Origin of the sequence: Rhizobacter sp. (assembly GCA_019635355.1) — a bacterium.
GTDB lineage: Bacteria > Pseudomonadota > Gammaproteobacteria > Burkholderiales > Burkholderiaceae_C > Rhizobacter.
Window position 1 is genome coordinate 1,010,794 of sequence record JAHBZQ010000001.1, and the last position, 21,585, is coordinate 1,032,378.

At 66.3% G+C, this 21,585-nt stretch carries 18 protein-coding genes; 12 read left to right on the forward strand and 6 right to left on the reverse strand.

Annotation, left to right across the window (positions count from 1 at the left end):
* The first annotated feature begins 37 nt into the window (after positions 1-37).
* The 12 genes from KF892_04490 (at position 38) to KF892_04545 (ending at position 17,171) form a co-directional block, all read left to right on the forward strand.
* Positions 38-310 carry an oxidative damage protection protein gene (locus KF892_04490; GenBank protein ID MBX3624250.1) on the forward strand — a complete coding sequence of 91 codons (273 nt, stop codon included), beginning with the start codon at positions 38-40 and terminating at the stop codon, positions 308-310.
* Positions 311-464: 154 nt separating this feature from the next.
* On the forward strand, positions 465-773 hold the full coding sequence (locus KF892_04495) for an H-NS histone family protein (GenBank protein MBX3624251.1): 309 nt from the start codon (positions 465-467) through the stop codon (positions 771-773).
* Between the two features lie 39 nt (positions 774-812).
* Positions 813-2,657 carry a DNA primase gene (dnaG, locus tag KF892_04500; GenBank protein ID MBX3624252.1) on the forward strand — a complete coding sequence of 615 codons (1,845 nt, stop codon included), beginning with the start codon at positions 813-815 and terminating at the stop codon, positions 2,655-2,657.
* Between the two features lie 329 nt (positions 2,658-2,986).
* Positions 2,987-5,194 carry an RNA polymerase sigma factor RpoD gene (gene rpoD / locus KF892_04505; protein ID MBX3624253.1) on the forward strand — a complete coding sequence of 736 codons (2,208 nt, stop codon included), beginning with the start codon at positions 2,987-2,989 and terminating at the stop codon, positions 5,192-5,194.
* Positions 5,195-5,268: 74 nt separating this feature from the next.
* Positions 5,269-6,204 (forward strand): adenylate/guanylate cyclase domain-containing protein, encoded by a 936-nt coding sequence (locus KF892_04510; GenBank protein MBX3624254.1) that lies wholly within the window; start codon positions 5,269-5,271, stop codon positions 6,202-6,204.
* Positions 6,205-6,372: 168 nt separating this feature from the next.
* Entirely contained in the window at positions 6,373-9,888 is a 3,516-nt protein-coding gene (locus KF892_04515) for a PAS domain S-box protein (protein ID MBX3624255.1), read from the forward strand.
* Positions 9,889-9,973: 85 nt separating this feature from the next.
* Positions 9,974-10,990 (forward strand): ferrochelatase, encoded by a 1,017-nt coding sequence (hemH, locus tag KF892_04520; GenBank protein MBX3624256.1) that lies wholly within the window; start codon positions 9,974-9,976, stop codon positions 10,988-10,990.
* Positions 10,987-11,406, forward strand: a complete 420-nt coding sequence (locus tag KF892_04525; protein MBX3624257.1) for an RNA-binding S4 domain-containing protein — start codon at positions 10,987-10,989, stop codon at positions 11,404-11,406. Before hemH ends, KF892_04525 begins: the two co-directional genes overlap by 4 nt.
* An 87-nt stretch (positions 11,407-11,493) precedes the next feature.
* On the forward strand, positions 11,494-12,036 hold the full coding sequence (gene grpE / locus KF892_04530; protein ID MBX3624258.1) for a nucleotide exchange factor GrpE: 543 nt from the start codon (positions 11,494-11,496) through the stop codon (positions 12,034-12,036).
* A gap of 96 nt (positions 12,037-12,132) precedes the next feature.
* Positions 12,133-14,091: a molecular chaperone DnaK gene (dnaK, locus tag KF892_04535; GenBank protein ID MBX3624259.1), complete on the forward strand. Its 1,959-nt coding sequence runs from the start codon at positions 12,133-12,135 to the stop codon at positions 14,089-14,091.
* A 131-nt stretch (positions 14,092-14,222) separates the two neighbouring features.
* Positions 14,223-15,374 carry a molecular chaperone DnaJ gene (gene dnaJ, locus KF892_04540; GenBank protein MBX3624260.1) on the forward strand — a complete coding sequence of 384 codons (1,152 nt, stop codon included), beginning with the start codon at positions 14,223-14,225 and terminating at the stop codon, positions 15,372-15,374.
* A 114-nt stretch (positions 15,375-15,488) separates the two neighbouring features.
* Positions 15,489-17,171, forward strand: a complete 1,683-nt coding sequence (locus KF892_04545; protein MBX3624261.1) for a tetratricopeptide repeat protein — start codon at positions 15,489-15,491, stop codon at positions 17,169-17,171.
* Positions 17,172-17,186: 15 nt separating this feature from the next.
* On the opposite strand, the gene KF892_04550 is transcribed toward KF892_04545, so the two are convergent.
* The 6 genes from KF892_04550 to rpsF form a co-directional block, all read right to left on the reverse strand.
* Complete coding sequence (locus KF892_04550; protein MBX3624262.1) at positions 17,187-18,329, reverse strand: PA0069 family radical SAM protein; 1,143 nt, start codon at positions 18,327-18,329, stop codon at positions 17,187-17,189.
* 45 nt (positions 18,330-18,374) lie between these two features.
* A complete protein-coding gene (gene dnaB, locus KF892_04555) occupies positions 18,375-19,799 on the reverse strand; it encodes a replicative DNA helicase (protein MBX3624263.1) in 1,425 nt (474 codons plus the stop codon).
* Positions 19,800-19,938: 139 nt separating this feature from the next.
* Positions 19,939-20,391 carry a 50S ribosomal protein L9 gene (gene rplI / locus KF892_04560; protein MBX3624264.1) on the reverse strand — a complete coding sequence of 151 codons (453 nt, stop codon included), beginning with the start codon at positions 20,389-20,391 and terminating at the stop codon, positions 19,939-19,941.
* Between the two features lie 12 nt (positions 20,392-20,403).
* Entirely contained in the window at positions 20,404-20,694 is a 291-nt protein-coding gene (gene rpsR / locus KF892_04565) for a 30S ribosomal protein S18 (GenBank protein ID MBX3624265.1), read from the reverse strand.
* A 61-nt stretch (positions 20,695-20,755) separates the two neighbouring features.
* Positions 20,756-21,037 carry a primosomal replication protein N gene (gene priB / locus KF892_04570; GenBank protein MBX3624266.1) on the reverse strand — a complete coding sequence of 94 codons (282 nt, stop codon included), beginning with the start codon at positions 21,035-21,037 and terminating at the stop codon, positions 20,756-20,758.
* A 37-nt stretch (positions 21,038-21,074) separates the two neighbouring features.
* A complete protein-coding gene (gene rpsF / locus KF892_04575; protein MBX3624267.1) occupies positions 21,075-21,440 on the reverse strand; it encodes a 30S ribosomal protein S6 in 366 nt (121 codons plus the stop codon).
* Positions 21,441-21,585: the final 145 nt, after the last annotated feature.

A 21,585-nucleotide genomic window follows, 5' to 3' on the forward strand; every position in this document is an offset into this window, starting at 1 on the left:
AGACCGTTTTAGATTCTCAATTTCACAGGAGTACCTCATGGCCCGCACCATTCAATGCGTGTATCTGAAGAAAGAAGGCGAAGGCCTGGATTTCGCGCCGTACCCGGGCGAGCTGGGCAAACGTATCTACAACGAGATCAGCAAGGAAGCCTGGCAGCTGTGGATGAAACACCAGACCATGCTGGTCAACGAGAACCGTTTGAACCTGGCCGACCAGCGTGCCCGCCAGTATCTGGCGCGCCAGATGGAACGATTCTTCTTCGGTGAAGGCGCCGAACAGCCTGCGGGGTATGTCCCGCCCTCGGCCTGACGTTTATCTGGCCCGGGCGCAATATGGGCGACTCCTCGATTCTGAGGAGCGAGTCTCATTTGACCCGACGTGCAAATCCAGTTTGGCGGCACGAGAGTTTCCAGACCCTAAAATCGCGGCCTTAATACCCAGGCGCTACCCAAGGGAGATTCTCATGTCCTCACTGCAAGACTTGCTGGCAAAACGCGCGGCACTCGAACAGGAAATCGAGGCGACCCAAAAACGCGAGCGCCAAGACGCCATCGCAAAGGTCAAATCCATCATGGCCGAATATGGGCTCACGGTGGCCGATCTGGCGACCAAGGGCTCCGGCCCCAAGGCGGGCGTCAGCAAAGGCACGAAGGTCGCGCCCAAGTACCGCAACAGCGCGACCGGCGAAACCTGGAGCGGCCGCGGGCTGCAGCCCAACTGGCTCAAGGCCGCCATCGCTTCCGGCAAGAAGCTCGACGACTTCGCGCTTTGATGCCCGGGTGAGGCGGCAGGCAGGCTCTAGACTGGCGGGGTGATCCCGCCCAGCTTCGTCCAGGAACTGCTCTCCCGCGTCGACATCGTCGAGGTCGTCGGCCGCTATGTCCAGCTCAAGAAAGCGGGCATCAACCACAAAGGTTTGTGCCCGTTTCACGGCGAAAAGACACCGAGTTTCATCGTCAGCCCCACCCGGCAGACCTACCACTGCTTCGGTTGCGGCGTGCACGGCAATGCCATCGGCTTCCTGATGGAAAACAGCGGCATGGGCTTCATCGATGCCGTGCGCGACCTGGCGCAACAGGTGGGCCTCACCGTGCCGGAGGACGACCGCTCGCCCCAGGAGCGTGAACGCGCCGCTGAGCTGAAGCAGAAGCAGGCCACGTTGAACGATGTGCTGGCAAAGGCCGCCGAGCACTACCGCAAGCAGCTCAAGGGCAACCCCCGTGCGGTGGAGTACCTGAAGGGCCGCGGGCTCACAGGCGAGATCGCCGCGGCATTCGGCCTCGGCTACGCACCCGACGGCTGGCGGGGCCTCGCGAGCGTCTTCCCGCACTACGACGACCCGCTGCTGGAAGAAAGCGGCCTCGTGATCGCCCAGGGCGAGACCGAGGAGGAACGCAAGCGCTACGACCGCTTCCGCGACCGGATCATGTTCCCCATCCGCTCGGTGCAGGGCGAGGTGATCGGCTTTGGTGGCCGGGTGCTCGACAAGGGCGAGCCGAAATACCTCAATTCGCCCGAGACGCCTGTGTTCGTCAAGGGCCGTGAGCTCTACGGCCTGCACGAGGCCCGGGCCGCGATCCGCCAGAAAGGCTACGTGCTGGTGGTCGAGGGCTACATGGACGTGGTGGCCCTGGCGCAACTGGGGTTCCCCAATGCGGTGGCCACCTTGGGCACCGCCTGCACGGCCGAACACGTGCAAAAGCTTTTCCGGTTCACCGAGTCGGTGGTGTTCAGCTTCGACGGTGACGCCGCCGGCCGCCGCGCCGCGGGGCGCGCCCTCGAAGCCTCCCTGCCGCATGCGACCGACGTTCGCAGCATCCGCTTCCTCTTCCTGCCCACCGAGCACGACCCGGACTCCTATGTGCGAGAGCACGGCACGGAGGCGTTCGAAGCGTATGTGTCGCAGGCAGTGCCACTGTCGCGCCAGCTCGTCGAGGCCGCCCGCGAAGGGGTCGATCTCGACAGCGCCGAGGGCCGCGCCAAGTTCCTGGCGAACGCCAAACCGCTGTGGACCGCCCTGCCGGAAGGCGCCTTGAAGCTGCAACTGCTCGGCGAGCTGGCGCAAATGGCCGGGCTGGCGGGGCCCGACCTGTCACGCCTGTGGCAGGTAACCGGCGGGCAGCGGCGACCGCCACAGCCCAAGGATGAGGAACTGGAGTCCTCGATCCCGCTGGCGACGCAGTCGCCCCGAGGGTCCACGCGGGCGCCTCGCTTCGCCGGCCGCGCCGCCCCCGCCCGCAAGGAAGACACGGCCTTGCGGATGCTGCTCCTGCACAGCGATTGGTGGCAGCAGCTCGACGCTGACGACCACGAGCTGCTGGCCGAGTTGCCCGCCCCTCATGGCCCGCTGTGCTCCTGGCTGGAGCGCCACCTCCACGACCAGGGTGAAACCCCCTGGGCCGTGCTCGAACAGGCTCTCCAGGACACCGAATGGGCCGAGACCGTCGCCCGTTGGATGCCCGAGAGCGTGCTGGCCGACGAGATCCAGTTCGCCGACCTGCGCCGGGTGGTCGACAGCCTGCGCATCGACGCCCTGAAAGACGCCCAGCGTGCGCTCATCGAGCGCGCCGGCAGCGACCCGGCGGCGCTGGCCCGCTGGCGCGAGCTCGACACCCGTATCCGCCAGCTGAGTGCTTCGCAAACCTCTTTGACGTAAGGCCGCTCTTCGCCGATAATGGAGGGTTTGTTACGCGGCAAGAGTGACAGCAGCACCTCCGGTCCCGGCCACCCTCTGACCCAGGGTCCCCATACAAGGCCACCTCCTCCCGCAAGGGCTGCGCTTCTTCGATGGTCACGCCAGCTTGTCCGCACACGGCTACTTCTCCCGGTTTCGACCGTTTGAAGTGGCTGCGCCATGCCGGGTCTCTTCGTCGCCCTTGAACGATCGGTTCACGCCTGCATCTGCTGCAGGCTCTGTCCGTCGTTTGGTGCGCCTTCGAGGCCCCGGCACCAAGCCGTGACGCCCATCACCATCTGAGGATTTGCATGACCGCGAAGAAGAGCGCTCCCGCGAAGGCAGCCCCCGCTGCGCCCGCCAAGGCCACGAAGGCCGACGCCGAAGACAAGAAGAAGACCAAGGCCGCAGCTGCGCCTGCGAAGCCCGCCGCCAAGGCCGCCGCGCCTGCTGAAAAGGGCAAGCCGGGCCGCAAGCCCAAGGCCGGCGCTGCCGCCAAGAAGGAAGAGCCGGAAGAGGACTTCTCCGACATCGAAGCCGACTTGGCCGGTGAGCCGGAAGCCGAAGCCGACGCGGGCGAAGAAAAGGCTGCCAAGGCCAAGCCGCTTCGCATGAAGGTGTCGCGCGCCAAGGAGCGCGCGCTGATGCGTGAATTCGGCCTCGACGAGACCGCGCTCACCGAAGAGGAAGTCACCAAGCGCCGCCAGGAGCTGAAGACCCTCATCAAGATGGGCAAGACGCGCGGTTTCCTGACGCACCAGGAAATCAACGACCACCTGCCCGAAAAGCTGGTCGACGCGGAAATCCTCGAAGCCATCGTGTCGATGCTCAACGACATGGGCATCGCGGTCTACGAGCAGGCGCCCGACGCCGCCACCCTGCTGATCGCAGGCTCCGGCACCGCCACCGCGACGGAAGAAGAAGCCGAAGAAGCCGCCGAAGCGGCGCTCTCCACCGTCGACTCCGAATTCGGCCGAACCACCGACCCGGTGCGCATGTACATGCGCGAAATGGGCACGGTCGAGCTGCTCACGCGTGAAGGCGAAATCGAGATCGCCAAGCGCATCGAAGGCGGCCTGCAGGCCATGATGCTGGCCATCAGCGCGTCGCCGACGACCATCGCCGAGATCCTCGCCTACGCCGACAAGATCGCCGCCGGCGAGATGCAGATCTCCGAAGTGGTCGACGGGTTCGTCTCGGAAGACGAGGCCGACGACTACGTGGCCGAAGAAGACGTCGACTTCTTCGACGAGGAAGACGACGACGACGGCAACGGCGGCAGCAAGGCGCTGACCAAGAAGCTGGAAGAGCTGAAGGCCGCGGCGCTCATCAAGTTCGAAAGCCTGCGCACCAACTTCGACAAGATGCGCAAGTCGTTCGAGAAGGAAGGCTACCAGTCGCCCTCGTACAACAAGGCGCAGCAGGCCATCAGCGACGAGCTGATGACGATCCGCTTCACCGTCAAGAACATCGAGAAGCTGTGCGGCATCCTGCGCTCGCAGGTCGACGACGTGCGCCGCTACGAACGCGAGCTGCGCAAGATCCTGGTCGACAAGTGCGGCATGCCGCAAGACTACTTCGTCAAGAACTTCCCGCCCAACCTGCTCAACCTGAAGTGGCCCGAGAAGGAAGCCGCAAGCGGCAAGCCCTACAGCGCCATCCTCACGCGCAACCTGCCGGCCATCCAGGAACTGCAGCAGAAGCTGATCGACCAGCAGGCCCGGGCCGTCGTGCCGCTGGAAGACCTGAAGGAGATCAACCGCCGCATGAACGAGGGCGAGAAGTCCTCGCGCGATGCGAAGAAGGAAATGATCGAGGCCAACCTGCGCCTCGTGATCTCGATCGCGAAGAAGTACACCAACCGCGGCCTGCAGTTCCTCGACCTCATCCAGGAAGGCAACATCGGCCTGATGAAGGCGGTGGACAAGTTCGAATACCGCCGCGGCTACAAGTTCTCGACCTATGCCACGTGGTGGATCCGCCAGGCCATCACCCGCTCGATCGCCGACCAGGCGCGCACCATCCGCATTCCGGTGCACATGATCGAGACGATCAACAAGATGAACCGGTTGAGCCGCCAGCACCTCCAGGAGTTCGGCTTCGAGCCCGACGCGCCGACGCTGGCCGAGAAGATGGAGATCCCCGAGGACAAGATCCGCAAGATCATGAAGATCGCGAAGGAGCCGATCTCGATGGAAACCCCCATCGGCGACGACGACGATTCGCATCTCGGCGACTTCATCGAGGACACCAACAACACCGCGCCGATCGAAGCCGCCATGCAGGCCGGCCTGCGCGACGTGGTGAAGGACATCCTCGACAGCCTCACCCCGCGCGAGGCGAAGGTGCTGCGCATGCGCTTCGGCATCGAGATGTCGACCGACCACACGCTGGAAGAAGTGGGCAAGCAGTTCGACGTGACCCGCGAGCGCATCCGCCAGATCGAAGCCAAGGCGATCCGCAAGCTCAAGCACCCGAGCCGTTCGGACAAGCTCCGGACCTACCTCGACAACCTCTGATCGCTTGAACAAGCTCAAAGCCCCGGCCTAATTCGCCGGGGCTTTTTTCATATGGAGTGCCATAAACTTCACACATGACGCAGATTCTTCAGCGCACCGTCCTCTTTGCCGACCTGCGCGGCAGCACGGCGCTGTATGAGACGCTCGGCAACACCGAGGCCACGACGGTGGTCACCCGCAGCGTCTCCCTGATCTCGCAGATCGTCTCCACCTCGGGCGGCGTCGTCGTCAAGACGCTCGGCGACGGCCTGATGGCGGTGTTTGCCGATTCCGCCGAGGCGGTTGCCGCCGCCGACGAGATGCACGATTCGCTAGACCGCATCGTGCCGCCCTCCGGCCAGCGCAACGTGCCGGTGCTCAAGCTGCAGGTCGGCCTCGCCCACGGCGAAGTGGTCGAGATGTCGGGCGACTGCTTCGGCGACGCCGTCAATGTCGCCGCCCGCCTGCTCGACCACGCCGGCGACAACGAAACGCTCGCTACCGCCAGCGTCGTGGCCGGCCTCACCGCCGACATGCGCGAGCGCTGCCGCAGCCTCGACAAGGTCCAGCTGCGCGGCCGTGTGGAGCCAGTGCACGTCTACCTGATCGAAGGCCGCCGCTTCGGCGACACCGCCGCCACCGCCTACGGCGAGCTGCTGCCGCAGGCCGAGCCGGAAGGCATCCGCCTCGTGTGGCTCGACCTCAACCGCGTCTACGCCGGCCCGAGCCTGCCCGTGGTGCTCGGCCGCAGCCCGCAGGTCACCTATTGCATCGACGACTCGCGCGTGTCGCGCTCGCATGCCCGCATCGACTGGCATGGTGGCGCCTTCCAGCTCACCGACCTCAGCTACAACGGCACCTACGTGCGCTTCTCCAATGGCTCGGAGATCGTGTCGCTGCGCCGCGGCACCTGCACGCTGCACGGCTCGGGCCTGATCGGCCTGGGCGCCACGCTCACCGATCCGACCGCACCGTGCGTGCGCTTCGAGGTGCTCAAGTTCGCCGACACGCAGCCGCAAGACGCGCTGTAGTTCGCCCGGCTTGATCGGTCGCGTTTTCGTGCATCACTGCGCGGAAGTGCAGGCGATCCCGGGCTCTCGAATTCGGCCTTCTCCGCTAAAGTCATCGGCATGTTGCGGGCCGGTTCTTCTCTCGTTGACGTCGCTTTGGCGACGCGTTGAACAGCGCTCGCCCCGGTCATGGCCACCACCACCGTCGAGGCCAGCCGTGAGAGCACGCTGCGCGCGGTGGGCAAGCTCGGTGGCGCGCCCGAAGAAGAATTCGACATCCTGGTGCGCCTGCTTGCGCGCCAGCTTCCCGGCGGCGCCGTCTGGCTCGCCGTGCTCGATCAGCACCAGCGCCCGCACCTCAAGGCCCATGTCGGCCTCGCCGAACCGAAGCTCCCGCTGCTCGCAACCGAGCTGGCCCTGACCCTCTCACTCGACGACACCGCGCTGCAGCAGGGCATCGACGTCTCCGGCGACGGCTGGGCCGCGTGCCGGGTGGTCGCGCAGCAGCATGCGGTGGGCATTCTCGGCGTCGCACGCCCGGCCGGCGCCATCGACGACAACGCCCTGGCCTCGCTGCGCGAAGCCGCCACGCTGGCCGGCGCGCTGCTCGATGCGCGGCTGAAGGAAAGCCTCTGGCGCCACCATGCCGAGCGCGTGCGCGAGGCGAGCCTCTCCAGCACCGACTGGCTCTGGGAGAGCGATGACCAGGGCCGCGTGCGCTGGGTGTCGTCGGGCGTGCAGGCCAACACCGGCATGCCACCCAACCTCGTGATCGGCCGCACGCTGCAGCAGATCAACGAGCCGGTCGAGGGCGACACCACCCGTTCCTGGGAGCGGTACCAAGACGCGCGCTCTCGGCAGGCCCCCTTCCGCGACGTGCTGGCGCACCGGCCCTCGCCGAGCGGCCGCATCACCGTGAGCATCAGCGGCACGCCGGTGTTCGACGAAACCGGCACCTTCCGCGGCTACCGCGGCACCACCAGCAACGTCACCGAGCGCATCGAAGCCCAGCGTGCCGCGCAAGCGGCCGAGCGCCTGCTGAGCGAGGCGATCGACAGTCTCACCGCGGGCGTGATGATCTCCGACCCACAAGGCCGTGTCGTGGTCGCCAACGCGGTGTGGCGGCGCGGCCTGGCCGCCTACATGCACGGCGACCCGAGCTGGCCCGAGATCGTGCAGCGCATGGCCGACGCGGGCGACTACCCCGCCGCCCAGGGCCGCGACGACTTCGTGCGCTGGCGACTCTCACTCGCCTCGCCGCGCGGCGAGCAACACGAGATGCGCTGGAAAGGCCGCTGGGTGATCGTGAGCGACCGGCGGCTCAACGACGGCAGCGTGGTGCACCTGTCCATCGACATCAGCGACCGCAAGGAAGCCGAACTCGCCCTCGCACGCCAGCAGGAGCAGCTGCGCGAATCGCAAGACCAGCTGAGCGCCGTGCTGGGCGCCGTGCCCGACCTGTGGTTCGTGCTCGACGACGAGGGCCGCTACCTCGCCTGCAGCTCCGACAAGCACCCGATGCTCGTGCACTCCTGGGACAGCGTGCGCGGCCTGCCCTTCGACAGCGGTGTGCCGCGCCACATCGCCGACCTGGCCCTGCCCGCCATCCGGCTGGCCCTGGCCCGTGGCGAGGTGCAGCGCATCCAGTACGACCTCACCACGCGCGACGGCGTCATGCGCACCTTCGAAGCGCGCATCTCACCGATGCCCAACAATCGCGTGCTCTACGTCACCCGTGACCTCACCGAGCTGCGCAACCTCGAGCGCGACGTGCTCATCATGCAGCGCGCGTTCGAGGCCGAGGCGTCGCTCTCGATGTGCGTGTCCGATGCCTTGCAGCCCGACATGCCGCTGATCTACGTCAACCCAGCCTTCGAGCGGCTCACCGGCTACAGCCGGGCCGAGGCGCTTGGCCAGAACTGCCGCTTCCTCCAGGGCCACCTGCGCGACGAGCCCGGCTGCTCCACCTTGCGTGAAGCCATCGACCAAGGCCGCTCGGCGTCGGTCACGGTCCGCAACGTGCGCAAGGACGGGAGCGTGTTCTCCAACGCCGTGCACGTGGCGCCGGTGCGCGATGCGAATGGCCAGCTCACCCACTACATCGGCGTGCAGCGCGACGTGACCGAGCAGACCCGCGCGGCCGACAAGCTGCGCCTGTCCGAAGAGCTGTACCGCTCGGTGGCGCTGGCCATCAGCGACGGCCTGCTCGTGGTCACCCCGGCCCTCGGCATCCTCGCGGTGAACCCTGCGGGGTGCGACATCGTCGGCGCCGAGCAGACTGCCCTCATGAACGCCCAAGGCGATGCCTGGCCCTTCGAGCTGCTGGGCCCCGACGCCGCACCACTCGCAAGCGACCAGCACCCGGTGCTGCGGGTGATCGCCAACGACGAGCCGCTGGTCAACCAGATCCACGCCCTGCGCCGCGCCGACGGCCAGCAGCGCTGGGTGGCACTGAACGCCCACCCGCTGCAACTGCGCCCCGAAGCGCAGACCTTCGCGGTGGTACTGACCTTCCGCGACATCACGCAACAGCGCAGCTCCGAGCAGGCCCTGCGCGACAAGCAGGCGGCCGAGCTGGCGAGCCACGCCAAGAGCGAGTTCCTCTCGCGCATGAGCCATGAGATGCGCACGCCGCTCAATGCGGTGATCGGCTTCGCCCAGCTCCTCAACCTGAGCCCCGCCAGCCTCGATGGCGCCACCGTGCGCGACTACGCCGGCCACGTGCTCGAAGCCGGCGAGCACCTGCTCGCCCTGATCGACGACGTGCTCGACCTGCAGAAGATCGAAGAAGGCGCGCTCACGCTGAAACTCAACCCGGTCGACCTCCACCAGGCTGTGACGCGCGCGAGCGAGCTGCTGATGCCCCTGGCACAGGCGGCTGGCGTGCGCTTCGAGCTGAGCGTGCCGCCGGCCACCTGGGTGCAGGCCGACATGCAGCGGCTGCGCCAGGTGCTGCTCAACGTGGGCTCCAACGCCATCAAGTACAACCACCCGGGCGGCATCGTGCGCTGGCGGCTCGACGCACTGCCCGACCGCGTGGCCCTGTGTATCGAAGACACCGGCTCGGGCATGACCGACGAGCAGATGAGCCGGCTCTTCCAGCCCTTCGAGCGCCTGGGCCGCGAGACCTCCACCATCGAAGGCACCGGGCTCGGGCTCATCATCGCGCGCAGCCTCACGCAGGCCATCGGCGGGCGGCTGTCCATCGTGAGCCGCGCGGGCCTGGGCACCAGCGTGCGCCTCGAGCTGCAGCCGGCCGACGCCCCGGCGGCCACACCGATCAAGACGGAGCCCGTCGCCATGCCCTCGCAGGCCCGCCCCCTGCGCATGCTCTACGTCGAAGACAACCGCATCAACGCCATCCTCTTCGAGGAAGCGATGCGCCTGCATGGCGACCGCATCGAGCTGCGCGTGGCCGAAGACGGCGACCAGGCCTTGACCGTCGCCCAGGAATGGCAGCCCGAGATGCTGGTGCTCGACGCCCACCTGCCCGGCGCCTCGGGCTTCGAGGTGCTGCAATTGCTGCGCGCCCTGCCCGGCCTCGACAACGTGCCCGCCTACATGTGCTCGGCCGACGCCATGCCCGACGACGTGCAGCGTGCCTACGAAGCCGGCTTCATCGGCTACTGGACCAAGCCGATCCACGTGGGCACGATCCTCGCCGACGTGGAGCAGTGCCTGCAGCGCAGCCGCAGCAGCGCCTGAGCGGCCTCGTCCGCCCGCCCGGGCGGCGCCACGATAATCGCGCCCTGCCCGCCGCACCTCGGCGGCGACCTTCACACTCCCGCCGATGACCGCCCCCGACACCGCCGTCCTCCTGTGCAACCTCGGCACGCCCGATGCGCCCACCACGCCCGCCGTGCGCCGCTACCTGTCGCAATTCCTGCACGACCCGCGCGTGGTGGAGATCCCGCGCGTCATCTGGTGCCCGATCCTGCACGGGATCATCCTGCGCACGCGGCCGGCGCAGTCGGCCAAGCGCTACGCCAGCATCTGGACGCCTGAGGGCTCGCCGCTCACCGTCTGGTCGGACAAGCAGGCCAAGCTCCTGGCCGGCTACCTCGGCGAGCGCGGCCATCGGGTCAGCGTGCGTTTCGCCATGCGCTATGGCAACCCGTCGATCCCGTCGGTGCTCGGCGAGCTCAAGGCCGGTGGGGCACGCCGTGTGCTGGTGCTGCCCATGTACCCGCAATACTGCGCCGCCACCACTGCCAGCACGGCCGACGCCGTGAACGCCTGGGCGAAGAAGGAGCGCGCCTTGCCCGAGCTGCGCTTCGTGAACCGCTTCCACGACGACCCGCGCTACATCGACGCGCTGGCCAAGCGCCTGTCGGACCACTGGATGACCCACGGCCGCGGCGAGCGGCTGGTGATGAGCTTCCACGGCATGCCCAAGCGCACGCGCGACCTCGGCGACCCTTATTTCGACGAGTGCATGGAAACCGCCCGCCTGGTGGCCGCCCGTGCCGACGTGAAGGCCGAGCAATTGGTCGTCACCTTCCAGAGCCGCCTCGGCCGCGCCGAGTGGCTCCAGCCCTACACCGAGCCGACGCTCGTGCAACTCGCCCGGCAAGGCGTGAAGAAGGTCGACGTGATGTGCCCCGGTTTCGTGGCCGACAACCTGGAGACGCTGGAAGAAATCGCCCAGGAAGCGCGCGACGCCTTCTTGAAGGCAGGCGGCACCGACTTCAACTACGTGCCATGCCTCAACGATCAGCACGAGTGGATGGCGGCCCTGGCCGCGCTGGCATTGCGCCACCTGCAGGGCTGGGACACCCAACGGCCCGCCCCGGCCAGCCGCCCATGAACGACAAGGCGAGCTCCGGCATGCGGCTCGACAAATGGCTCTGGGCCGCCCGCTTCTACAAGACTCGCAGCCTCGCCACGCAGGAGATCGACAAGGGCCGGGTGCAGGTGAACGGCCAGGCCGCCAAGCCGGCGCGCGAGCTCAAGCCCGGCGACCTGCTCGACATCCGCCAGGCGGCGCAGAGCCCCCGCTCGATCAAGGTGGTGGCCCTGAGCCACGTGCGCGGCCCGGCGCCCGTGGCGCAGGCGCTCTACGAAGAAACGCCCGAGAGCATCGCCCGCCGCGAAGAAGCGGCCCGCGCGCGCCGCGAGACGCCAGAGCCCGCCCTCGCTATCGAACAAGGCCGGCCGACCAAGCGCGACCGCCGCAAGCTGGCCGATTGGGACCGCTGGAGCGCTTCCATCGACTCTGACTGAGCGCAGTCGAAAAAAAAGCGCGCTTCCGGCTCTTGAAATCCCGGGGGCATGACCCACATGCCCCGCTTCCACAGGTAATCCCGACCCATGCAGAACACGGACGACAACACCCAGGACGCGGCCGCCACCGGCGCCGCCGATCCCCAGAACCCGGCCTCCGCCGAGGCCTCGCCCTCCGCCACGGCCGCCGAGCCCTCCCTCGAATCGCGCCTCGCCGAGATGTCTGACGCCTACCTGCGCGCCAAGGCCGAGACAGAAAACATCCGCCGCCGCGCCGAGGAGGAAGTCTCCAAGGCCCGCAAGTTCGCCGTCGAAGGGTTTGCCGAAAGTCTGCTTCCGGTGAAAGACAGCCTCGAGGCGGCCATCGCCATCCAGGCCGCCACGCCCGAGCAGCTGCTCGAAGGCGTGCACGCCACGCTGCGCCAGCTCTCGCAGGCGCTCGAGCGCAACAAGGTGATCGAGATCAACCCGCAGGCGAGCGCCAGGTTCGATCCTCACCAGCACCAGGCGATCAGCATGGTGCCGGCCGAGCAGGAGGCCAACACGGTCGTCACCGTGCTGCAGAAGGGCTACCTCATCGCCGACCGCGTGCTGCGCCCGGCGCTCGTGACGGTGGCCGCGCCCAAGTAAACGATCCACAGACATGCGGCCCTTGAAAAGACCGCAGTTATCCACAACTCGAGAACAACCGAATTTCAGTCCAACGGACTTCAGGAGTAAACGAACATGGCAAAGATCATCGGCATCGACCTCGGCACCACCAACTCGTGCGTTTCCATCATGGAAGGCAACACCACCAAGGTGATCGAGAACAGTGAAGGTGCACGCACCACGCCGTCCATCGTGGCCTACCAGGAAGACGGCGAGATCCTCGTCGGCGCTTCCGCCAAGCGCCAGGCGGTCACCAACCCGCGCAACACGCTGTACGCCGTCAAGCGCCTGATCGGCCGCAAGTTCACCGAGAAGGAAGTGCAGAAGGACATCGACCTGATGCCCTACAAGATCGTGGCTGCCGACAACGGCGACGCCTGGGTGGAGGTGCGTGGCAACAAGCTCGCCGCACAGCAGGTCAGCGCCGAGATCCTGCGCAAGATGAAGAAGACCGCCGAGGACTATCTCGGTGAGCCCGTGACCGAAGCCGTGATCACGGTGCCGGCCTACTTCAACGACAGCCAGCGCCAGGCCACCAAGGACGCCGGCCGCATCGCGGGCCTCGACGTCAAGCGCATCATCAACGAGCCCACCGCTGCGGCCCTCGCCTTCGGCCTCGACAAGGCCGCCAAGGGCGACCGCAAGATCGCCGTGTACGACCTGGGCGGCGGCACCTTCGACATCTCGATCATCGAGATCGCCGACGTCGATGGCGAGAAGCAGTTCGAAGTGCTCTCCACCAACGGCGACACCTTCCTCGGTGGAGAAGACTTCGACCAGCGCGTCATCGACTACATCATTGCCGAGTTCAAGAAGGAGCAAGGCGTCGACCTGTCGAAGGACGTGCTCGCCCTGCAGCGTCTGAAGGAAGCTGCCGAAAAGGCCAAGATCGAACTGTCGAACAGCTCGCAGACCGACATCAACCTGCCGTATGTGACGGCCGATGCATCGGGCCCGAAGCACCTCAACATCAAGCTCACGCGTGCCAAGCTCGAAGCCCTGGTCGAAGACCTGATCGAGCGCACCATCGCCCCGTGCCGCACCGCCATCAAGGATGCGGGCGTGAACACGAGCGAGATCGACGACGTGATCCTCGTGGGCGGCATGACCCGCATGCCCAAGGTGCAGGACAAGGTCAAGGAGTTCTTCGGCAAGGAGCCGCGCAAGGACGTCAACCCTGACGAAGCCGTGGCCGTGGGTGCCGCGATACAGGGCCAGGTGCTGGCAGGCGACCGCACCGACGTGCTGCTGCTCGACGTCACCCCGCTGTCGCTCGGCATCGAGACGATGGGCGGCGTGATGACCAAGATGATCAAGAAGAACACCACCATCCCGACCAAGTTCTCGCAGGTCTTCTCGACCGCGGAAGACGGCCAGCCGGCGGTGACGATCAAGGTCTATCAAGGCGAGCGCGAGATGGCCTCGGGCAACAAGAGCCTGGGCGAGTTCAACCTCGAAGGCATCGCGCCCGCACCGCGTGGCACGCCGCAGATCGAGGTGAGCTTCGACATCGACGCCAACGGCATCCTGCACGTGGGCGCCAAGGACAAGGGCACCGGCAAGGAAAACAAGATCACCATCAAGGCCAACTCGGGTCTCAGCGAAGACGAGATCCAGGCGATGGTGAAAGACGCCGAGCTCAACGCCGCCGAAGACAAGAAGAAGGTCGAGCTCGTGCAGGCCCGCAACCAGGCCGATGCCCTCGTGCACAGCGTGAAGAAGTCGCTCACCGAATACGGCGACAAGCTCGATGCCGGCGAGAAGGAAAAGATCGAGTCCGCCTTGAAGGAGGCTGAAGAAGCCATCAAGGGCGACGACAAGGACGCGATCGACGCCAAGAGCGAAGCGCTGATGACCGCCAGCCAGAAGCTGGGCGAGAAGGTCTACGCCGACGCGCAGGCCGCGCAAGCCGCGGCCGGTGCGGCGGCGCAACCCGAAGGCCCGGCAGGCGGGGCGAGCGCGAGCGCCAGCGCGAAGCCGGCCGACGACAACGTCGTCGACGCCGACTTCAAGGAAGTGAAGGACAAGAAGTAACCCGGCCCACGGCGGCGGCGCGCCGCTGCCAAGAATTCCCCCGTGGGCTGGCGAAACCAGCACGCGGGGGATTTCGCGTTTAAAGACGCGACGGTAGAAACGACAGCGACCTGAATCAGCAGCACACAGACATGGCAAAGCGCGACTACTACGAAGTCCTCGGTGTGGCGAAGAACGCCTCCGACGACGACATCAAGAAGGCCTACCGCAAGCTGGCCATGAAATTCCACCCTGACCGCAACCAGGGTGACGGCGCCAAGAAGGCCGAAGAGCAGTTCAAGGAGGTCAAGGAGGCCTACGAGATGCTCTCCGAGCCGCAGAAGCGCGCTGCCTACGACCAATACGGCCACGCCGGGGTCGACCCCAACGCCGGCGGCTTCCGGCCGGGTGGCCCGGGTGCGGAAGGCTTCGGTGGTTTCGCCGAGGCCTTCGGCGACATCTTCGGCGACATCTTCGGTGGCCAGGGCGGCGCTGGCGGCCAGCGCCGGGCGCAGCAGGTCTACCGCGGCAGCGACCTCAGCTACACGATGGAGATCACGCTCGAGGAAGCCGCGCACGGCAAGGAGACGCAGATCCGCATTCCCAGCTGGGAAGAGTGCGCCACCTGCCACGGCACGGGTGCCAAGCCCGGCACGCATGCCAAGACCTGCCCGAGCTGCAACGGCGCCGGCACCGTCACCATGCGCCAGGGCTTCTTCAGCATCCAGCAGACCTGCCCGCACTGCCACGGCTCGGGCCGGGTGATCCCCGACCCGTGCACCACCTGCCACGGCCAGGGCAAGACGAAGAAGACGAAGACGCTGGAGGTGAAGATCCCCGCCGGCATCAACGAAGGCATGCGCATCCGCTCGGCCGGCAACGGCGAGCCCGGCACCAATGGCGGCCCGGCCGGCGATCTCTACATCGAGATCCGCATCAAGCAGCACGAGATCTTCGAACGCGACGGCGACGACCTGCACTGCACCGTGCCGGTCAGCATGACCACCGCAGCGCTCGGCAGCACGATCGAGGTGCCCACGCTCGGCGGCAAGGCCGAGATCGACTTGCCCGAAGGCACGCAGCACGGCAAGACCTTCCGCCTGCGCGGCAAGGGCATCAAGGGCGTGCGCTCCAGCTACCCGGGCGACCTGTACTGCCACGTGAGCGTGGAGACGCCGGTCAAGCTCACCGAGCACCAGCGCAAGCTCCTGCGCGAACTCGACGAGTCGCTGGCCAAGTCGCCCGACAAGCACTCGCCCAACGCCAAGAGCTGGACCAACCGGGTCAAGGACCTGTTCAAGTAAGCCTGAGCGTTCAAGTCAGCCTCTGCGGGGGCCGATAACTCCAGGGAGAGGCGCAACGGCGCCTCGTGTGCAGGCAGTAGTTCACGCTGTCGCGCCCCTGGAGACCCCGTGCAACTGCTCGACCGAGACATCGCCGACTGCAAGGCTCTGGTTGTCGATGGCAACCCGACCTCGCGCAGCATTCTTTCAGCGCAGCTGAGAGAGTTCGGCGTGGGCACGGTCGTGCAATGCGGCCGCATCAAAGACGCCCGCAAGCAGCTCGAAGCCCGTCCCTTCGACGTGGTGCTCTGCGAGCACCGCTTCGACCAGGAAGACCCCAACTACACTGCGCAGCACCTGCTCGACGACCTGCGCAAGGCGCAGCTGCTGCCCTTTTCCACCGTCTTCATCATCGTGACCGGCGAAGCCTCGTACACGATGGTGGCCGACGCCGCCGAGTCCGCCCTCGACAGCTACCTGCTCAAGCCGCACACCGCCACCTCGCTCGGCGAGCGGCTGATGCAGGCGCGCAAGCGCAAGAAGACGCTCGCCGACATCTTCACCGCCATCGAGCAGGCCGACTACCAGCACGCCACCCGGCTGTGCCTGCAGCGTTTCGCCAGCCGCTCGATCTACTGGCTGTATGCCGCGCGCATCGGCTCCGAGCTGCTGCTGCGCCAGGGCATGCACGACGAGGCCAAGAAGCTCTGCGAGGCCGTGCTCGAAACCGGCGCCCTGCCCTGGGCGCGCTTAGGGATAGCCCGCGCGCAGATCGACGCCAACCAGCCCACGCAGGCCATGCGCACGCTGGAGACGCTGATCGGCGACCACCCGAGCCACGTCGATGCGTATGACGTGATGGGGCGCGTGCAGGTGGAGCAAGGCAACCTCAACGAGGCGCTCGACACCTTCCGCAAGGCCAGCTCGCTCACGCCCAGCTCGATCGCGCGGCTGCAGAAGCACGGCATGCTGGCCTTCTTCATGGGCGACCGCGACGAAGCCGCGAAGATGCTCGACCGCGCCGCCACGCTCGGCATCAGCTCGAAGATGTTCGACTTCCAGTCGCTGGTGCTGCTCGCCTTCAGCCGCTTCCAGCAGCGCGACAGCAAGGGGCTGCAGCGCTGCGTCGACAACCTCCAGCACGCGCTCGAACGCGCGCCGAACAGCAAGCGGCTGCAGCGCTTTGCCAGCATCGTCTCGACCCTCAACCTCATGCTGCAAAAGCAGGTGGCGGCGGTGGTCGCCGAAGTCCGGGGGCTCTTCAGCAAGCTCGACGAGCCGGGCCTCGACATCGAAGCCGGCTGCAACCTCCTGGCGCTGCTCTCGCAGCTCACCGCGGGCGAGATCCAGCTCGATGGCTCGGAAGGCTGGGTCGACACGCTCGGCCTGCGCTTCGCCAGCTCCAAGGGTCTGACCGAATTGCTCGCGGGCGCCGCCGGTGTGCACCCGCCGTTCGCCGAGCGTGTGCGCCAGGCCCATCTGCGCATCAGCGAAATGGCCGAGCAGGCCGTGACGCACACCGTGCAGGGCAACCACCGCTCGGCGGTGCAGGCGCTGCTCGCCCACGCCGAGCGCACCTACAACGCCAAGCTGATCGACATGGCGCGCATGACGCTGCAGCGCCACGGCGCCCGCATCGACGACGCGGCCACCCTCTCAGAACGCGCCGACGCGCTGCGCGACCTCTACGCGGTGGGCGTGAGCGCGGCGATGCTGGGCCAAGCCGGTGGGCGGCAACCCGGTGCGCTGAACCTGCGCGACGTGCGTCCTTCCGACGAAGGTGCTGCCGAAGACCCGCCAGAGCCCGTCGCGGCCTGATGGGCCGGCTCTGCGTCAGAACAACTCGCCCTGCCCCGGGTCGGCCTTCGGCGCGGCCCGCATCGGCGCTGGAGCGCGCGCAATCACCGGCTTGCGAAAGAGCGACAGGTCGAGCTCGATCCGGGTCTTGTTGAGCCCGAGCCGGGCACAGGCCTTGTCGAAGCGCTGGCGCAGCAGCTGCGCCCACACACCGGTGCCTTTCATGCGCGTGGCGAAGTTCGCGTCGTAGTCCTTGCCGCCACGCATCTCGCGGATGCGCGCCATCACGCGTGCCGCCCGCTCGGGAAAGTGCTGGTCGAGCCACTGCTGGAAAAGCGGGTTCACCTCCCACGGCAGCCGCAGCACGATGCTGAAGGCCGACTGCGCACCCGCCTCGGCGGCGGCTTCGAGGATGCGCTCCAGCTCCGGCTCGTTGATGAAGGGAATGACCGGCGACACGCTCACGCCCACCGGCACGCCCGCCTTCGCCAGCGTCTCGACCACGCGCAGCCGACGGTGCGGGGCCGCCGCCCGCGGCTCGAGGATTCGCGCGAGCTTGGGGTCGAGCGAGGTGATCGAGACGTAGATCGCCACCAGCCGCTGCGCCGCCATCGGCGCCACGAGATCCAGGTCGCGCTCGATCCCTGAAGACTTGGTGACCATCGAAAATGGATGTCGGCATTCGTGCATCAGCTCGATGATGGACCGCGTGATGCCGAGCTTGCGCTCGATGGGCTGGTAGGCGTCGGTGGCCGCGCCGATGTTGATCATCGAGGGCTCGTAGGCCCGGCTGGCGAAGGCTTCGCGCAGACGCTCGGCGGCGTTCACCTTGGCGATGATCTTGGTCTCGAAGTCGAGGCCGGGCGAGAGGTTGAGGTAGCTGTGCGTGGGCCGCGCGAAGCAGTAGATGCAGCCGTGCTCGCAGCCGCGATACGGGTTCACCGACAGGTCGAAGCCGATGTCGGGCGAGTCGTTGCTGGACAGCACCGACTTGACCCGCTCCTCGATGATCTGCGTCTCGCGCGGCAGGTGCTCTTCTTCGGCCAGCTGGTCGATCGAGCCCCAGCCGTCATCGAAGGTCTCTCCCGATTGGCGGGCATAGCGGTGGACGATGGCCCACGCCGTGCCGCGACCTTTGTGCGGGTCGCGCTCGAGCGGAGAGGTAGGTTTTGTCGGCATACTGTGTATTTATACAGCATGCCGTTCTTGCGCGTTGGTAGAAGCTCAGTAGAAGTCGTCACCGCCACTGCCGGGCGCCATGTTCTCGAACTTCGTGAGCGGCTTCAGGAACGCAAGCTTCACTGTGCCGGTCGGGCCGTTACGCTGCTTGCCGATGATGATCTCGGCCACGCCCGGCTCCTTCGACTGCTCCTTGAGGTAGTAGTCGTCGCGGTAGATGAACATGATCACGTCCGCGTCCTGTTCGATGGCGCCCGACTCGCGCAGGTCGCTCATCATCGGGCGCTTGTCGGTGCGGGTCTCCACGCTTCGGTTGAGCTGCGAGAGCGCGATGACCGGGCACTTCAGTTCCTTCGCCAGGGACTTGAGGCCGCGCGAGATCTCGCCAATCACGGTGGCACGGTTTTCTTCGCTGCCGCCGCCGCTGCCACTCATGAGCTGCAGGTAGTCGACGACGATCAGGCCCAGCTGGCCGCATTGGCGTGCCTGGCGGCGCGCCCGGGCGCGCAACTCGCTCGGGCTCAAGGCCGAGCCTTCGTCGATGAAGACGGCGGCCTTGCCGAGCTTCTCGACAGCCTCGGACAGGCGGCCCCATTCGTCGTCGTGCAGCTTGCCGGTGCGCAGGTGGCCCTGGTCGATGCGGCCGAGCGAGCCGACCATCCGCAAAGCCAGCTGGGCCGCGCCCATTTCCATCGAGAACACGACTACCGGGAGGCCTTCGTTGACGGCCACGTTTTCGGCGATGTTGAGTGCGAAGGCGGTCTTGCCCATCGAGGGGCGAGCGGCCAGCACGATGAGGTCGCCGGGTTGCAGGCCAGCGGTCATCTTGTCCATGTCGTAGAAGCCGGTGCGAACACCCGTCACCTCTTCGGCGCCGTTCTCGTGCAGCTCGTTCACGCGGTCGATCAGCTGCACGACGAGCGTGTCCATGCTGATGAAACCCTGGCGCGAGCGCGAGCCTTCTTCGCCGATCTTGAAGATCTTGCTCTCGGCTTCGTCGAGGATCTGCGGCACCGGCCGGCCCTGCGGGTTGAAGGCAGCGGTGGCGATCTCGTCGCTGGCGGCGACCAGTTTGCGCAGCACGGCACGCTCGCGCACGATCTCGGCGTAGCGGCGCAGGTTGGCCGCACTCGGCACGCTCTGCGCCAGCGCATTGAGGTACACCAGGCCACCGCAGGCTTCGGCCTTGCCCAGGCTCTGCAACTGCTCAAAGACGGTGATGACGTCGGCCGGCTTGGAGTTGTTGATCAGGCCACCAATGGCCGCATAGATCAGCTGGTGCTCGTGGCGATAGAAGTCGCTGTCGTTGAGCAGGTCACCGGCGCGGTCCCACGCGCTGTTGTCGATCAGCAGGCCGCCGAGCACGCTCTGCTCGGCTTCGATGGAGTGCGGTGGGATGCGCAAGCGCGCGACTTCGTCGTCGCCTCTGGAGGAGCCCGGGAAATCATTGTTCGAGAAGACGGCGGCCATCGGGAAATGATACGAAGAGGCTCCTGCCACGCCTGTGGACAAGCCTGGGGAAATTCGGTGGGCCTTGGGTGGAAATCAAGAGCCCGCAAAGAAAAAGGGCCGGCAGAGCCGACCCTTTGTCGTGGAGCGCGGGTAAACCTCAGTCGGTCTCGCCCACCACCACCACCTTGACCTCGACCACCACATCGGAGTGCGGTGCGACGGACACGGTGTGCTCGCCAACCGTCTTCAGCGGGCCGTTGGGCAGGCGAACTTGCGACTTGACGACCTTGAAGTCGATGCGGTTGAGCGCATCGGCGATGTCGTGGTTCGTCACCGAGCCGAACAGGCGGCCATCCACACCCGCCTTTTGCGTGATGTGAACAGTGCGGCCATTCAGCTTCTCGCCCAGGGCTTGAGCAGCAGCCAGCTTTTCAGCGGCAGCCTTCTCGAGCTCGGCACGGCGGGCTTCGAATTCCTTGATCGCGGCTTCGGTCGCACGGCGTGCGGCACGGGTCGGGATCAGGAAGTTGCGGGCATAACCATCCTTCACCTTGACGACGTCGCCGAGGTTGCCGAGGTTGGCCACTTTTTCGAGCAGGATCACTTGCATGTCGATTGCTCCTTAGACCTTGTGCTGGTCGCTGTACGGCAGCAAAGCCAGGAAGCGAGCGCGCTTGATGCAGGTAGTGAGCTGGCGCTGGAAGAACGCGCGCGTGCCGGTCAGGCGGGCGGGCGTGATCTTGCCGTTTTCACCGATGAAGTCGCGCAGCGTGTCGATGTCCTTGTAGTCGATTTGCTCGACGCCGGTCACCGTGAAGCGGCAGAAACGCTTGCGGCGGAACAGCAGGGACTGTTGGTTGCGCTTGGGCTTGCGGTCCTTCGAGAACCGACCTTTACCACGTGGCGGGGGCATATTTCACCTCTCTAGAAATTCAATCCGGAACAAACAAGAGCCGGTCACTGGGGACTGCAGCTCATTCGAATTCGGTCACATGCAGGACGGTGCCTCGGCCATTGCGCTGGTGGGTCAGAAAGCCGGCAAAGGTGCCAGTCGATCCGATCTCCAGCTTCATGAGGCGCTGCGCGAGATCCCCGATCGCCACTGCGCGCATCTCCAACGAGACTTTGCGAGGGGAGCCAGCTTCGGTGACCTGCGATTCGTGCTTGAGGCCGAAATCACATGCTGGAAGACCAGCGGGGGTGTAGCGCACTGCACCTCGCTCCACCAGCTGCGCCGACAGAACCGTGCGGTTCATGCCAGCCTCGCCTTCAGGAGCGCCGAGGTACTGTCAATCAGGCCGAAGCCTCCTGCTGGGGAGCCTTGCGGGCCTCGTCCTTTTCCACCGACTTCATCATCACCGACGGGCCGGTCTCGGCCTTGTCCTTGACGACGGTCAGGTGACGCAGCACGGCGTCGTTGAAGCGGAAGCCGGTCTCGAGCTCGCCGAGCACTTCCTTGCTGCATTCGATGTTGATGCAGAGGTAGTGGGCCTTGGCCAGCTTCTGGATCAGGTAAGCCATCTGGCGACGGCCCCAGTCTTCCACGCGGTGCACCTTGCCACCACCATTGGTGACGATGCCCTTGTAGCGCTCCAGCATGGCCGGAACCTGTTCGCTCTGATCCGGATGGATGAGCAGGATGATTTCGTAATGACGCATAGGACTCCTTCTGGTTTCCAGTGTGGAAGCCACCCCGTGAGCGTCTTGTCTTTCAGGAAGGAGACCTGGCGAAATCCAGGCGAAACGTCCATCAGACCGGGTGTGGCAAGGGAAGCCCGCGATTCTACTCTGAAACCAGCCCACG